The following is a 14,551-nucleotide window of genomic DNA, read 5'->3' as shown; positions in this document are numbered from 1 at the left end:
ACAGGCCTAATACATAGATGCAATCGGGTTCCTCTGTTCAAAAGCGGGTTGACGGTGGGGGTGAGTCCATACATAGGAGCGGGCCCTGCCCGCGATTCGCGCGCAGGGCGCGCTCCTACAAGGGAACGGTGTGGTGGGGCAGCGTAGGAGCGGATCTCATCCGCGAATCGCGCCGCGATGGCCGGCTTTTCGTAGGAGCGAGCTTGCTCGCGAACGGCCCCGCTGCGAAGTCTGTTCGCGAGCAAGCTCGCTCCTACAAGTGCATGCCGGGGGTTCAGAGCACCTCCGCCGCCACCGCGTCCACCGCGGCCTTGGCGATGCCCACCACTTCGTCCGCCTCGGCGCGGGTCAATACCAGCGGCGGGGCGAAGCCGAGGATGTCGCCGTGGGGCATGGCGCGGGCGATCATGCCGCGCTCAAGGCACGCCGCCGAGACCTTCGGGCCGACCTTCAGCGCCGCGTCGAAGGGCGTGCGCGCCTCGCGGTCGGCCATGAACTCCAGCGCCGCCAGCATGCCGTCGCCGCGCACCTCGCCCACCAGCGGGTGGCCCTCGAAGGCCTGGCGCAGCTGCTGGTTGAGGTAGCCGCCGACGTCCGCCGCGTTGGCGGTGATGTTCTCGCGCTCGAGGATGTCCAGGTTGGCCAGGGCCGCCGCCGCGCAGATGGGGTGGCCGGAGTAGGTCCAGCCGTGGCCCATGGCGCCCTCGCGGGTGGAGGCGCTGTCGATCACGTCCCAGACCTTCTCGCCGACGATAACCGCCGACAGCGGCGCGTAGGCGCTGGTCAGGCCCTTGGCGGTGGTGATCAGGTCCGGGCGCATGCCGTAGCGCTGGCTGCCCATCCTGTCGCCCAGGCGGCCGAAGGCGCAGACCACCTCGTCGGCGATCAGCAGCACGTCGTACTTCGCCAGCACCGCCTGGATCGCCGCCCAGTAGCCCTGGGGCGGGACGATGATGCCGCCGGTGCCCATCAGCGGTTCGCCGATGAAGGCCGCCACGGTGTCCGGGCCTTCGGCGAGGATCAGGTTCTCCAGCTCCTCGGCGCAGTGGCGCACGAAGGCCGCTTCGTCCATGCCCGCCGGGGCCTTGTAGAAGTGCGGGCAGAGGGTGTGCTTGACGCCTTCCACCGGCAGGTCGAAGTGCTGGTGGAAGCTGGCCAGGCCGGTGAGGCTGCCGGTGACGATGCCCGAGCCGTGGTAGCCGCGCTGGCGCGAGATGATCTTCTTCTTCTGCGGGCGGCCCAGCACGTTGTTGTAGTAGCGCACCAGCTTGACCTGGGTCTCGTTGGCGTCGGAGCCGGAGAGGCCGTAGTAGACCTTCTTCATACCCGCCGGCGCCCAGTCGCGGATGATCCGCGCGGACAGCTCGATGATCGCCTCGGACGCGTGGCCGACGTAGGTGTGGTAGTAGGCCAGCTGTTTGGCCTGCTCATGGATGGCGTCGGCCACTTCGGTACGGCCGTAGCCGATGTTCACGCAGTACAGCCCGGCGAAGGCGTCCAGCAGCTCGCGGCCCTGGTGGTCGCGGATGCGCACGCCCGAGGCGCCGGTGATGATGCGCCCGGGCAGGGCGCCGCTGGCATGGTCGTGGGCGTGGGTGGAGGGGTGCATGAAGTGCGCACGGTCCTGTTCGAACAGCTTGGCGTAGTCGGTCATGGCGGTGTTCTCCTCAGATGGCGCCGTGGTGCAGGCAGAAGTACTTGGTCTCGACGAAGGGCTCGAAGCCCTCGCTGCCGCCCTCGCGGCCCAGGCCCGAGGCCTTCATGCCGCCGAAGGGGATGGGGTGGCCGGTGAACCGGGCGCCGTTCACCGCGACCATGGCGAATTCCAGGCGGCGCATCAGCGGCCACACCTGGTCGAGGCGCTGCCCACAAATGTAGGCCGCCAGGCCGTATTCGCTATCGTTGGCCAGCTCGACGGCCTGCTCCAGGTCGTCGTAGGCCGTCACCCCGGCGATGGGAGCGAAGTTTTCCTCGCGCCAGATGCGCATGGCCGGGGTGACGTCGGCCAGCAGCGTGGGCTGGTGGAACCAGCCGCCCAGGGCATGGGGCTCGCCGCCGGCCAGCAGGCGCGCGCCGCTGTCGATGGCCTCGCGCACCCGCTCGCAGGTGGCGTCGAAGGCCGCCTGGTGCATCAGCGGGCCTATGTCGCTGCGCTCGTCGCTGGCCGGGCCCACGCGCAGCTTCCGTACGGCGGCGGCGAAGCGCTGCAGGAAGGGTTCGTAGAGTTCGCGGGCGACGAGGATGCGGTTGGCCGCGCAGCAGTCCTGGCCGGAGGTCTGGAACTTGGCGTCTACGGCGAATTTCACCGCCTGCTCCAGGTCGGCGTCGGGCAGCACTATGAAGGGCGCGTTGCCGCCCAGCTCCAGCGCCACCTTCTTCACGTCCTGGGCGGCGGCCTGCAGCACCAGCTTGCCGACGCGGGTGGAGCCGGTGAAGCTGACCGCGCGCACGCGGCTGTCGCGCACCAGGGTCTCCATGGCCATCTGCGGCTCGCCCAGCACCACGTTGAAGGTGCCGGCGGGCAGCCCGGCCTCCTCGGCCAGCTGGGCCAGGGCGAAGGCCGAGTAGGGCGTCTCGTGGGCCGGCTTGACCACCACCGTGCAGCCGGCGGCCAGGGCGGCGGCGGCCTTGCGGGTGATCATCGCCGCGGGGAAGTTCCAGGGGGTGAGCAGCACGGCCACGCCCACCGGTTCCATCACCGTGCCCAGGTGGGCGCCGGGGATGTGGCTGGGGATGTTGCGCCCGTCCAGGCGCCGGGCCTGCTCGGCGAACCAGGGGATGAAGCTGGCGGCGTAGTCGATCTCGCCACGCGCCTCGGCCAGGGGCTTGCCCTGTTCCAGGCAGAGGATCTGCGCCAGGTCCTCGCGGTGCTGGCGGATCAGCTCGGCCCAGCGCAGCAGGGGCGCGGCGCGCTGGTCCAGGGAAAGCTTGCGCCAGGCCGGGAAGGCCGCGGCGGCGGCGTCCACCGCGGCGACTATCTGCTCGCGTTCGAGCAGCGGCACGTGGCCGATGACTTCGCGGTCGGCCGGGTTCTCCACGGCGACGCTGGCGCCGCTGGCGCTGTGCAGCCAGTGGCCGTTGACGTAGCACAGCGACTTGAAGAGCAGGGGATGGGCGTAGGACATGACGGCGTCTCCTCGCAGGTGGCATGGAGACCATCCTAGGGGGAGCGCCGTGGCGGTTTTTTCCTAAGGCCGGGGCGGCGGCGGCAATTCTTTCCGCAGATGCGCCGCGGGCTTGGCGTTTTTCGCCCGCCTCAGCAGGCGCTGGCGGAACGCCGGCCCAGGCCCTGGAGGATGGCGCGCAGCAGCACGCCGTAGAGCGGCACGAAGAGGATCAGCATGACCGCCAGCTTGACGCCGTAGTCCACCGTGGCGATTTCCACCCAGTGCTGCGCCATGAAGGGATTGTCGCTGCGCCAGAAGGCGATGGAGAAGAAGGTGAAGGTGTCCAGCAGGTTGCCGAACAGGGTCGACACCACCGGGGCGATCCACCACTGGCGCAGCCGGCGCAGGCGGTCGAACACCTGGATGTCGAGGAACTGGCCGAGCGCGTAGGCGAGGAAGCTGGCCAGGGCGATGCGCCCGACGAAGGTGTTGAACTCGCCCAGCGCGGCGAAGCCGCGGTAGCCGCCGTCCTGGAACAGCACCGAGACCACGTAGGAGGCCAGCAGCGCCGGCCCCATCACCCGGGCGATGACGCGCCGCGCCGGGCTCTTGCCGAGCAGGCGCACGGTGAGGTCGGTGGCCAGGAAGATGAACGGGAAGCTGAACGCGCCCCAGGTGGTCTGCCAGCCGAACAGGGTCATGGGCAGTTGCACCAGGTAGTTGCTGGCGATGATCACGAGGAGGTGGAAAACGACCAGGCCGGCCAATGCGCCGCGCCGAGCCGCCGGGGAAAGCGCCGACATGCTGGATCCTTTTTCGTCGATGGGGTGAGGGAACCCATGCCCGGCCCTGTGCCGAGCGGGGCGCATTCTATAGGAGATTGAACCTGGAGTCAGGTTTTTTTGGGTGTTTTTTGTGCAGTGGGGTGGGGTTGTTGTGGGGGCAAGGTTGCTCGCGAAGGGTGTTCTGCCGGAAGGGATTGGCTGGGGGGCCAAGAACGCCCTCTCCCTAACCCTCTCCCTGAAGGGAGAGGGGACCGTTGGGCAGACGCTGATGTTCTGGAGTCAGCCGGCGACGCCGAAGGTTTCCGGCTGAAACCATTCCTCCTCTCGGCACGGACTAGCCCCCTCTCCCTTCAGGGAGAGGGCTGGGGAGAGGGAGCGGAGGTGGCCTGAAGTGCCATTGCCTGCGGGAAATGCTGTTCGCGAGCAAGCTCGCTCCTACGAAAAGAAAGACAGCGCAGCGCGGCGTCAGGCGCCCTCCAGCGCCTCCGCCGGCACAGCCGTATCCAGCGTCTTGATCACCTTGGTAACGATGTAGGTGAAATACCGCTCGATCCCCAGGTCCTCCAGCAGCAGCTGGTCGATGAAGCGCTGGTAGTGGTCGACGTCGCGGGCCTGGACCATGGCGATGTAGTCCACCCCGCCGCCGGTGGCGTAGCAGAAGCCCACCTCCGGCGCCTGCTGCAGGCGCTGTTCGAAGCGGCGCATGTCCTGGGCGGTGTGGCGGCCCAGGGTGATCTCCACCAGCACCTGCTGCTGGCGGAACAGCGCCGGCCAGTCGATCTGCGCGCGGTAGCCCTTGATCAGGCCGGCCTCCTCTAGCTTGCGCACGCGCTCCCAGGCCGGGCTGACCGAGAGGTTGATGGCCTCGGCCAGGCTCGATTTGGTGATGCGCCCGTCGCCGGCGAGGATGCGCAGGATCTTCAGGTCGTAGCGGTCGAGCTTGATCATCGCCACCTCCGGCGCCGCGGCGCGCGCATCAGTCCAGGACCTCGGCGACCACCGCCAGGGTGTCGCCGCTCTGCACCAGGCCGGGGAAGTGCCGGGCGGCGAGGATGCCGCCGCGCCTGGCGCGGTACTCCACCGGCGCGGCGCCGGTGCGCAGCACGTCGTGCACCCGCGCCAGCACCTCGCCGCGCTCCACGCGCTCGCCGAGGTCGCGGCACATCTCCAGCAGGCCCTGGTGTTCGCTGGCGACGAAGCAGTCGCCGTCGGGCATGTCGAGCATCACCGAGGGTGCGTGCTCGACCTCGCCACGCAGGATGCCGGCCTGCACCAGCACGTTGCGCACGCCACGGCGGGCGATGGCCACGCTGCGCGCGGTGCTGCTGCCGCCGCCGCCCAGCTCGGTGGTGACGAACAGCTTGCCCTGTTCCTCGGCGGCGGTGTCGTACATGCCCACCGCGTCCAGTTCCAGCATGCGCATGGCGTAGGGCGCGGCGAAGGCGCGCATCAGTGCTTCGCTGGCTTCCTGCTGGGTCTTGTCCGGCAGCACGTGGCAGGCGGCGAAGGGCAGGAAGTCGAGGGTGCGGCCGCCGGAGTGGATGTCCAGGACCAGGTCGGCCAGCGGCAGCAGGGTGCGCTGGAAGTAGTCGGCGATCTTCTGCGTCACCGTGCCGTCCGGGCGGCCAGGGAAGCTGCGGTTGAGGTTGCCGGCGTCGATCGGCGAAGTGCGCTTGCCGGCGAGGAAGGCCGGGGTGTTCATGAAGGGCACGATGATCACCCGGCCGCGGATGTCCTCGGTGCGCAGTTCCTGGGCCAGGCGGCTGAGCGCCACCGGGCCTTCGTATTCGTCGCCATGGTTGCCGCCGGTGAGCAGCGCGGTGGGCCCCGCGCCGTTCTTCACCACGCAGATGGGGATCATCACCGCGCCCCAGGCCGAGTCGTCCCGCGAGTAGGGCAGCTTGAGGTGGCCGTGCTGCACGCCGTCGCGCGCGAAATCGACGCTGGCGGCGATGGGGTTGTCGCGTAGCCCCTTATCGAGTGGCAGTGTCATCGCTTCACTCCTTCACGAACAGCTGGCGCGGATAGTCGCAGAAGGTCTGCACGCCAGTGTCGGTGATCAGGATGCTTTCGGTGATCTCCAGGCCCCAGTCGTCCATCCACAGGCCGGGCATGAAGTGGAAGGTCATGCCCGTCTGCAGCACGCTCTCGTCGCTGGGACGCAGGCTCATGGTGCGTTCGCCCCAGTCCGGCGGGTAGCTGATGCCGATGGGGTAGCCGCAGCGGCTGTCCTTGTGGATGCCGAACTTCTGCAGCACGCCGAAGAAGGCGCGGGCGATGTCGCCGGTGGTGTTGCCCGGCTTGGCTGCCTCCAGGCCGGCGGCGATGCCTTCGACCACGGCCTTTTCCGCGTCGAGGAAGTGCTGCGGCGGCTTGCCCAGGTAGACGGTGCGCGACAGCGGGCAGTGGTAGCGCTTGTAGCAGCCGGCGATTTCGAAGAAGGTGCCGGCGCCGCGCTGGAAGGGCGTGTCGTCCCAGGTCAGGTGCGGCGCGCTGGCATCCGCCCCGGTGGGCAGCAGCGGGACTATGGCCGGGTAGTCGCCGCCGTGGCCGTCGGCGCCGAGGATGCCGGTGCTGTAGATCTCCGCCACCAGCTCGTTCTTGCGCATGCCCGGCTCGATGCGTTCGAGGATGTGCGCGTGCATCTTCTCGACGATGCGCGCGGCGATGCGCATGTATTCGATCTCGCGCGGGGACTTTACTGCGCGCTGCCAGTTGACCAGCGCTGTGGCGTCGACGAAGCGCGCCTGCGGCAGGTTGGCCTGCAGCGAGCGGAAGGAGGCGGCGCTGAAGTAGTAGTTGTCCATCTCCACGCCGATGGCCAGGGCGTCCCAGCCCCGCGCGGCGATGACCTCGCGGGCCAGGTAGTCCATGGGGTGGCGCTCGCTGGACTGCACGTAGTGGTCCGGGTAGCCGACGATGTCGTCGGCGCCCATGAACACCGTGCGGCGCGCGCCATTGGCGTCCTGGCCGCGGCCGAACCACACCGGCTCGCCGTCCAGCGCCAGCAGCACGCACTGGTGCACGTAGAAGGACCAGCCATCGTAGCCGGTGAGCCAGGCCATGTTCGACGGGTCGCTGACCAGCAGCAGCTCGATGCCGCGCTGCTGCATGCTGGCGCGGACCTTGGCCAGGCGCTGGGCGTATTCCTCCCGCGCGAAGGGGAGGTTGACGACGATTTCGGGCATGCGGAAATCCTCTGGGTGAGTGGTGTCACGGGGGGCTCTTGTAGGAGCGAGCTTGCTCGCGAATCCGCCCAGCGCCGGCGCGGCCGAAGAATCTGTTCGCGAGCAAGCTCGCTCCTACAGGTGTTTGTCCGGTATGAAGCGGTCAGCTGTGGAACTTGAACCCCTTGCCCATGCGCTGCGCGCGCTGGAAGGCCAGGCCGGCGATGGCGGTGTCCTGGGCGCCGGTGCCGGTGAGGTCGCAGAGGGTCACGTCGCGGGCGCCGCGGCGGCCCGGGCGCTGCCCGGCGATGACCTGGCCGAGTTCGGCGAAGTCGGCGCCCGCCGCCACCGCGCCGGCCTCGATGGCGTGGTGCAGCTCGCCCAGCACGCGAGTCTGGCTCAGGCGGTCGGCGACGTAGCAGTCCAGCGCCGCCAGCGCGTCGGCGGCGATCTCGTTCTTGTGCTCGGCGTCCGAGCCCATGGCGGTGATGTGCAGGCCCGGGCGCAGGTGGCGCCTCTCGATCAGCGGCTCGCGGCTGGGGGTGGTGGTGATGGCGATGTCGGCGCCTTCCAGGGCCTCGTCGACGCTGGCGCAGGCGGTGACCGGGATGCCCAGGGCGCTGCTCAGTTCCGCGGCGCACTGGCGCGCCTTGGCCGTATCGCGGGCCCAGAGGCTGGCACGCTCGATCGGCCGCACCAGGCACAGCGCCTTGAGCTGCAGGCGCGCCTGCTCGCCGGCGCCGAGGATGGCCACCTGGCGGGCGTCCTCGCGGGCCAGCCATCTGGTCGCCACGGCGCCGGCGCAGGCGGTGCGCACGGCGGTGAGGTAGCCGTTGTCCAGCAGCAGGGCGTCGAGCAGGCCGGTGTGTGCCGACAGCAGCATCATCATGCCGTTGAGGCTGGGCAGGCCGAGCCTGGGGTTGTCGAAGAAGCCCGGGCTGACCTTGATGGCGAAGCGCGGCAGGCCGGGCAGGTAGGCGGTCTTCACGTCCACCTCGCCGTTGTGCTCGGGGATGTCCAGGCGCAGGATCGGCGGCATCGCCACCGCCGCCGTGGCCAGCAGGCGGAAGGCCTGCTCGACGGCGTCGAGGCTTTCGGGGTCCAGCGCCACGCAGGCGCGCAGGTCGGCTTCGCTGAGCAGGGTGACGTCAGCCATGGAGGTCTTCCTCGATGATGCGTTGGTGTTGTTCGATGGCGATGTTGCGGCCGCTGACCACCACCACCACCGGCCCTTCGGCGGCGATGCGGCCCTCCAGCAGCGCGGCGATGCCCACCGCCGCGGCGCCTTCCACCACCTGGCGCTCCTCGCGGTAGGCGTGGCGGATGCCGGCGGCGATGGCGTTCTCGTCGAGCAGGTGCAGCTCGTCGCAGTAGGCGCGGGCGAGTTCGAAGGTGTAGCGGTTGTCCAGGCCGATGCCGCCGCCGAGGGAATCGGCGAGGGTCGGCAGCTCTTCCACCTCCACCGGGTGGCCGGCTTCCAGGCTGGCGGCCATGGCCGCGCCGCGGGCCATGCTGATGCCGTGCAGGCGGATCGACGGGTCGGCGGTTTTCAAGGCCAGGGCCACGCCGCCGAACAGCCCGCCGCCGGACAGCGGCACCAGCACCTGGCGCACCTGCGGCAGCTGTTCGAGGATTTCCAGGCCCAGGGTGCCCTGGCCGGCGATAACTTGCGGGTGGTCGAAGGGCGGCAGCAGGGCGGCGCCCTGCTCGCGGGCGATGCGTTCGGCCTCGGCCTGGGCGTCGTCCTGGCTGTCGCCGACGATGCGCACCTCGGCGCCCAGGGCGCGGATGGCCTCGACCTTGTTCGCCGGCACCAGGCGCGACAGGCAGATGCTGGCCGGCACGCCAAGCGCGCGGGCGGCATGGGCGAGGGCGCGGCCATGGTTGCCGGTGGAGGCGGCGACCACCCCGCGGGCCTTCTGCGCGTCGTCCAGCTGGGCGATGGCGTTGCTGGCGCCGCGCAGCTTGAAGCTGCCGGTGGCCTGCTGCGATTCCAGCTTCAGGTACACCGGCGCGCCGAGCAGCGCGGACAGGCTGGGCGAGTGCTCCAGCGGGGTCTGCCGCACCAGGCCGCGGATGCGCTGGCGGGCGCGGTACAGCTCGATCAGGGGGATCTCGTTGGCCATGGCGGCCTCCCGACAATGCAGTCGGGCCGAGTGTATGAGCGGGAAATTGTCGCGTTGAATGTACTAGGACGATGTCGTGGAGATTGTCATTCGGCGTGGTAATGGACGATGGGTATCGCTGCGCCGGCGTTTGTCCCACACCTGTAGGAGCGGGCCCTGCCCGCGATTCGCGCGCAGGGCGCGCTCCTACAAGGGGAAGGGGCCTCGGTGGGTCGTTCAGAAATCGTGGATCTTCGGGTATTGGCCGAACAGCTCGCGCATGTCGTCCAGGGCCTGGGCCATGCGTTCGTCGCTGCATTCGGCGCCCATGCACAGGCGCACCGCGCGCGGGCGCGGGGTGCCGCGGACCATGAAGGGGTCCGGCGAGGTCACGGCGATGTGGCGGTGGCGCAGTTCGCGCACCAGGCTGTCCAGCTCCCAGTGCTCGGGAATGCCGATCCAGCAGCTCAGGGCCTGCGGCGCATGGCCCAGCAGGTGCTCGGCGAAGCGCTCGGACACCAGCGCCTGGCGCGCCGCCAGCAGGCGGCGCTGGCGTTCCACCAGGGCCTGGGCGTTGCCGTTGTGGATCCAGCGGGTGGCCACTTCGGCCAGCAGCGGCGCGGCCATCCAGCTGTTCACCCGCAGGATGCTCTCGGTGCGCAGGGCCAGGCGCCGCGGCACCACCAGGTAGCCGATGCGCAGGCCGGTGAGCACGCTCTTGGTGAAGCTGGTGCAGTAGAACGACAGGTCCGGCAGGTAGTGGCTCAGGGGCGGCGCGCGGCGCTCGCCCAGCAGCGGGCCGTAGACGTCGTCCTCGATGACGTAGACGCCGAAGCGCTGGGCGATGGCGGCGATCTCCCGGCGCCGCGCGTCGCTCATCAGGCTGGAGGTGGGGTTGTTCAGGTTGGGCGTGCACACCAGCGCGGTGACCCGCTCGTTGGCGCAGAGGTCCTCGAAGTGCTCCGGGTCGATGCCCTCGCGGTCGATCTCCACGCCCTTCAGGGTGAAGCCGAGCACCTGGGAATTGCCGATCACCCCGTGGTCGGTGAGCTGCTCGCAGAGCACCACGTCGTCGGGCCCGGCCAGGGAGGCGAGGGCGAGGAAGATGGCGTGGGCGGCGCCGTTGGTGATCAGCAGGTCGTCGCGCTCGCAGCGCAGGCCCTGCTGCGCCAGCCATTGCGCCGCCGCCTCGCGGTGGCTGTCGAAGCCGGCGATCGGCCGGCAGGCGCGCATCCACGGCTGGTCCGCTTCCTGGGCCAGCTGGCGGCAGGTGTCCTGCCACAGGCGGTCGTGCTCGTCGGTGTGTACGATGCTGGCGATGGAGAAGTCCACCAGGGCGCGCTCCGGGTGGTCGAGCATGTAGCGCGACACGCCCTCGGTCATGCGCCGCGAGACAAAGCTGCCGCGGCCCACCTCGCAACGCACCAGGCCCTGGCGCTCCAGCTCCTTGTAGGCGTTGGTCACCGTCTGCACGCTGATGCCCAGGCCGTCGGCCACCTGGCGTTGCGGCGGCAGGCGCTGGCCGTCGTGCAGGCGGCCCTGCTCGATTTCCGCGGCGATGGCCTGGACCAGTGTCTTGTACTTGGATTCGCCGACCCGCAGGCCGGCCAGCGCCTGGCGCCAGCTTTCCATGATGGGCATTCCCCTTCGGTCTCCGGCACAGGGTGATGGATCAGGGCATTTCCATGGATTGTCCTAGTGCAATTCCGGTACTGGGAAGCCTTTTGTATGCTCGGGCCGACCAGCCGGTCATGCCGCCGCCCGCCGCGGCGCAAGGCCGGCGCAGAAAAAAGCCGCGGATGGGGCGCTCGCGACAGGGCGTTTTTTCCGCCGCGACGGCGCCGATCGGGAACAGCCGCAAGGCCGGACGGCTTAGTCTGCAACGCAACGAATGCCCTGCGTCGGGGCAGTACTTCGGAAGGCCCGCCCGGCGGGTCCCACATAACAACAACAGTCGCACGACATCGCTACCTGCCATCCACCGCCGCGCCCCAACACCACAACAAGGCCGGCACGAGAAGATCAGGAGATCCGAAGATGAGTACCGCCCCCCTTTCCCTGCGTCGCCTGAACCTGGCCTGCGCCCTGCTGGCGGGCCTTGCGGCCAGTTTCGCCAGCCAGGCCGAGACCACCCTGGAACGCATCCAGAGCACCGGCACGGTGCGCATCGGCTACGCCAACGAGGCCCCCTTCGCCTACACCGAGACCTCCGGCAAGGTCACCGGCGAGTCGCCGGAGATCGCCACCAAGGTGTTCGCCGCCATGGGCGTGAAGAAGGTCGAGCCGGTGCTCACCGAGTGGGGCGCGCTGATCCCCGGGCTGCGCGCCGGGCGCTTCGACGTGATCGCCGCCGGCATGTACATCACCCCGCCGCGCTGCCAGCAGGTGATCTTCACCGACCCGCACTACCAGATCCCCGACACCCTGCTGGTGAAGAAGGGCAACCCGAAGAACCTGCACAGCTACGCCGACGTGGCGAAGAACCCGGACGTGCGCCTGGCGATCATGTCCGGCACCGCCGAGCTGGGCTACGCCCGCGCCGAGGGGGTGAGCGACGAGCAGATCGTCCAGGTGCCGGACACCACCGCGCAGCTGCAGGCGGTGCGCGCCGGCCGCGCCGACGCCAGCGTCGGCACCGCGCTGACCATGAAGGGCCTGGCGGCCAAGGGCGGCGACGGTGTCGAGGCCATCGCCGACTTCAAGGACGACCCGGCCCACATCGGCTACGGCGCCCTGGCCTTCCGCCCGGAGGACAAGGACCTGCGCGACGCGGTGAACCAGCAACTGAAGAAGTGGCTGGGCAGCGACGAGCACCTGCAGACGGTCAAGCCGTTCGGCTTCGACAAGTCCAACCTGACCGACAAGAGCGCCGCCGAGCTCTGCAAACAGTGACCGCAGGGGGCCCCGCCCCCTCGGCCGTTCCGTCGAACCTGTCGATACGGGATGCGCAACATGGGTGAATTGCTTCCGCTGCTGCTGGAGGGCGCCTGGGTCACCGTCCAGGTCACCTTCTTCGGCTCGCTGCTGGCCGTGGCCCTGGCCATAGTCGCCGCACTCGGCCGCCTGGCGCCCTGGCCGGCGGTACGCTGGCTGGCCATCGGCTACATCGAGCTGTTCCGCGGCACCTCGCTGCTGGTGCAGCTGTTCTGGCTGTTCTTCGTACTGCCGCTGCCGCCGTTCAACCTGGAGCTGGGCGCCTACACGGTGGCCATCCTCGGCCTGGGCCTGCACATCGGCGCCTATGGCGCGGAGGTGATGCGCGGGGCCATCGGCTCGGTGCCCAAGGGGCAGTACGAGGCGGCGCTGGCGCTGAACATGACGCCGTTCACGCGCTTTCGCCGGATTATCCTGCCGCAGGCGCTGCTGTGCGCCATACCGCCGGGCACCAACCTGCTGATCGAACTGCTGAAGAACACCTCGCTGGTGTCGCTGATCACCCTCTCGGACCTGACCTTCCGCGCCCGCCAGCTGGACCAGGCAACCTTCGAGACGCTGAAGATCTTCACCCTGACCCTGGTGCTGTACTTCGCCATGGCCCAGGCCATCGTCTTCCTCATGCGCCGCCTGGAACGCCGGCTGGGGCATGGGCGCATCCGGGGAGGCCTGTGATGAAGCTGTTCGACTGGCAATTCGCCTGGCAGATCCTGCCGCAGCTGCTGCACGCCTCGCTCAAGACCATCGGCATCACCCTGGTCGGCTTCGCCCTGGCGGTGGTCTTCGGCCTGCTCTTCGCCCTGGCCCGGCGCAGCCGGCACATCTGGCTGTCGTGGCCGGCGGCCTGGCTGATCGAGTTCATCCGCAGCACGCCGCTGCTGATCCAGGTGTACTTCCTGTTCTACGTGCTGCCCAGCTACGGGCTGAACATGACCTCGCTGGTGGCCGGCACCCTGGGCATCGCCCTGCACTACGCCTGCTACACCGCCGAGGTCTACCGCGCCGGCCTGGAGTCGGTGCCGCGCGGGCAGTGGGAGGCGGTCACGGCGCTGAACTTCTCGCCGTGGCGGGCCTACCGCCAGGTGATCCTGCCCCAGGCCATCCGCCCGGTGCTGCCGGCCCTGGGCAACTACCTGATCGCCATGTTCAAGGACACCCCGGTGCTCTCGGCGATCACCGTGGTGGAAATCATGCAGCAGGCCAAGAACATCGGTTCCGACAGCTTCCGCTACCTGGAGCCGATCACCCTGGTCGGGGTGTTCTTCCTGCTCATCAGCATCAGCCTGGCCGGCGTGGTCCGCCAGGTGGAAAAACGCACGGCACTGCCATGAAAGCGCCCACCGGAGGAAACCCCATGACCGTCCTGTCCATGACCACCCGGCCGCTGGCCGACGAGGCCCCGCGGGCACAGACCGCCCAGCCGATGGTGCGCTTCCGCGACGTGTGCAAGAGCTACGGCAGCTTCACCGTGCTGAACCACCTGGACCTGGAGGTGGGCGCCAACGAGAAGGTCGCCATCATCGGCCCCAGCGGCTCCGGCAAGTCGACCCTGCTGCGCGCCCTGATGACCCTGGAGAGCATCGACAGCGGGGTGATCGAGGTGGACGGCGACCCGCTCACCCACCAGTTGCGCAACGGCGAGCCGGTGCGCGCCTCGGAGGCCCACGTGCGCCGTGTGCGCGGCAAGATCGGCATGGTGTTCCAGAGCTTCAACCTGTTCCCCCACATGAGCGCCCTGAAGAACGTGATGGAAGCACCGGTGCAGGTGCTGGGCATGCGCCGCGACGAGGCCCGCGAGCGCGCGGTGGAGCTGCTGGAGATGGTCGGCCTGGGCAACAAGCTGGAGCACTACCCCTCGCAGCTCTCCGGCGGCCAGCAGCAGCGCGTGGCCATCGCCCGCGCCCTGGCCATGCGGCCGAAGGTGATGCTGTTCGACGAGGTGACCTCGGCGCTGGACCCGGAGCTGTGCGGCGAGGTGCTCAACGTGGTACGCCGGCTCGGCACCGAGCACAACCTGACCATGCTGATGGTCACCCACCAGATGGGCTTCGCCCGCGAGTTCGCCGACCGGGTGTGCTTCTTCCACCAGGGCAACATCCTGGAGCAGGGCACCCCGGAACAGCTGTTCGGCCACCCGCAGCACGAGCGGACGCGGTGTTTCCTGAGTGCGGTGAACGAGGCGAGTTGATGGGGTGGTTTTTGTAGGAGCGAGGGGGGCGCCTAGCTCTTGCTCGCGAACAGGGCTCAACTGTGATGTCAGTGTGTTGGCTCAGCTCCGCTCCCTCTCCCCAGCCCTCTCCCTGAAGGGAGAGGGGGCTTGTCCGTGCCGAGAAAAGGAATGGTTTCAGCCGGCAGTCCCTGTGCTAGCCGGCTGACTCCAGAACATCAGCGTCTGCCCAACGGTCCCCTCTCCCTTCAGGGAGAGGGTTAGGGAGAGGGCGTTCTTTGGCCCC

At 69.2% G+C, this 14,551-nt stretch carries 13 protein-coding genes; 4 read left to right on the top strand and 9 right to left on the bottom strand.

The window, feature by feature from the left end; genetic code table 11:
- Positions 1 to 274: 274 nt before the first annotated feature.
- The 9 genes from CHC02_RS16820 to ehuR form a co-directional block, all read right to left on the bottom strand.
- On the bottom strand, positions 275 to 1,654 hold the full coding sequence (locus tag CHC02_RS16820) for an aspartate aminotransferase family protein (protein ID WP_089392593.1): 1,380 nt from the start codon (positions 1,652 to 1,654) through the stop codon (positions 275 to 277).
- 13 nt (positions 1,655 to 1,667) lie between these two features.
- Complete coding sequence (locus tag CHC02_RS16815; protein WP_089392592.1) at positions 1,668 to 3,125, bottom strand: NAD-dependent succinate-semialdehyde dehydrogenase; 1,458 nt, start codon at positions 3,123 to 3,125, stop codon at positions 1,668 to 1,670.
- A gap of 131 nt (positions 3,126 to 3,256) precedes the next feature.
- Complete coding sequence (locus tag CHC02_RS16810; protein ID WP_089392591.1) at positions 3,257 to 3,910, bottom strand: 7-cyano-7-deazaguanine/7-aminomethyl-7-deazaguanine transporter; 654 nt, start codon at positions 3,908 to 3,910, stop codon at positions 3,257 to 3,259.
- A 447-nt stretch (positions 3,911 to 4,357) separates the two neighbouring features.
- Entirely contained in the window at positions 4,358 to 4,840 is a 483-nt protein-coding gene (locus CHC02_RS16800; protein ID WP_089392589.1) for an Lrp/AsnC family transcriptional regulator, read from the bottom strand.
- Positions 4,841 to 4,868: 28 nt separating this feature from the next.
- On the bottom strand, positions 4,869 to 5,885 hold the full coding sequence (gene doeB / locus CHC02_RS16795) for a N(2)-acetyl-L-2,4-diaminobutanoate deacetylase DoeB (protein WP_089392588.1): 1,017 nt from the start codon (positions 5,883 to 5,885) through the stop codon (positions 4,869 to 4,871).
- Between the two features lie 4 nt (positions 5,886 to 5,889).
- On the bottom strand, positions 5,890 to 7,080 hold the full coding sequence (gene doeA, locus CHC02_RS16790; RefSeq protein WP_089392587.1) for an ectoine hydrolase DoeA: 1,191 nt from the start codon (positions 7,078 to 7,080) through the stop codon (positions 5,890 to 5,892).
- Between the two features lie 142 nt (positions 7,081 to 7,222).
- Positions 7,223 to 8,215 (bottom strand): cyclodeaminase, encoded by a 993-nt coding sequence (locus CHC02_RS16785; RefSeq protein WP_089392586.1) that lies wholly within the window; start codon positions 8,213 to 8,215, stop codon positions 7,223 to 7,225.
- Positions 8,208 to 9,185, bottom strand: a complete 978-nt coding sequence (eutB, locus tag CHC02_RS16780) for a hydroxyectoine utilization dehydratase EutB (RefSeq protein ID WP_089392585.1) — start codon at positions 9,183 to 9,185, stop codon at positions 8,208 to 8,210. Before eutB ends, CHC02_RS16785 begins: the two co-directional genes overlap by 8 nt.
- Positions 9,186 to 9,401: 216 nt before the next feature.
- Positions 9,402 to 10,796, bottom strand: coding sequence for a MocR-like ectoine utilization transcription factor EhuR (gene ehuR / locus CHC02_RS16775; protein ID WP_089392599.1), 1,395 nt, complete (start codon positions 10,794 to 10,796; stop codon positions 9,402 to 9,404).
- 405 nt (positions 10,797 to 11,201) lie between these two features.
- On the opposite strand from ehuR, the gene ehuB reads away from it, so the two are divergent.
- From ehuB to ehuA, 4 genes are read left to right on the top strand one after another with little or no spacing between them, the layout of a single operon-like run.
- Entirely contained in the window at positions 11,202 to 12,056 is an 855-nt protein-coding gene (gene ehuB, locus CHC02_RS16770) for an ectoine/hydroxyectoine ABC transporter substrate-binding protein EhuB (RefSeq protein WP_089392584.1), read from the top strand.
- Between the two features lie 60 nt (positions 12,057 to 12,116).
- The gene (gene ehuC / locus CHC02_RS16765; RefSeq protein ID WP_009614465.1) at positions 12,117 to 12,773 is read left to right on the top strand and encodes an ectoine/hydroxyectoine ABC transporter permease subunit EhuC; all 657 of its coding nucleotides are present in this window, start codon (positions 12,117 to 12,119) and stop codon (positions 12,771 to 12,773) included.
- Complete coding sequence (ehuD, locus tag CHC02_RS16760; RefSeq protein WP_089392583.1) at positions 12,773 to 13,429, top strand: ectoine/hydroxyectoine ABC transporter permease subunit EhuD; 657 nt, start codon at positions 12,773 to 12,775, stop codon at positions 13,427 to 13,429. The genes ehuC and ehuD overlap by 1 nt, the downstream gene beginning before the upstream one ends.
- 23 nt (positions 13,430 to 13,452) lie before the next feature.
- Complete coding sequence (ehuA, locus tag CHC02_RS16755; RefSeq protein ID WP_089392582.1) at positions 13,453 to 14,286, top strand: ectoine/hydroxyectoine ABC transporter ATP-binding protein EhuA; 834 nt, start codon at positions 13,453 to 13,455, stop codon at positions 14,284 to 14,286.
- Positions 14,287 to 14,551 lie beyond the last annotated feature (265 nt).

This window comes from Pseudomonas delhiensis (assembly GCF_900187975.1).
GTDB lineage: Bacteria > Pseudomonadota > Gammaproteobacteria > Pseudomonadales > Pseudomonadaceae > Pseudomonas > Pseudomonas delhiensis.
This window is presented reverse-complemented; position numbering and strand designations above follow the sequence as displayed.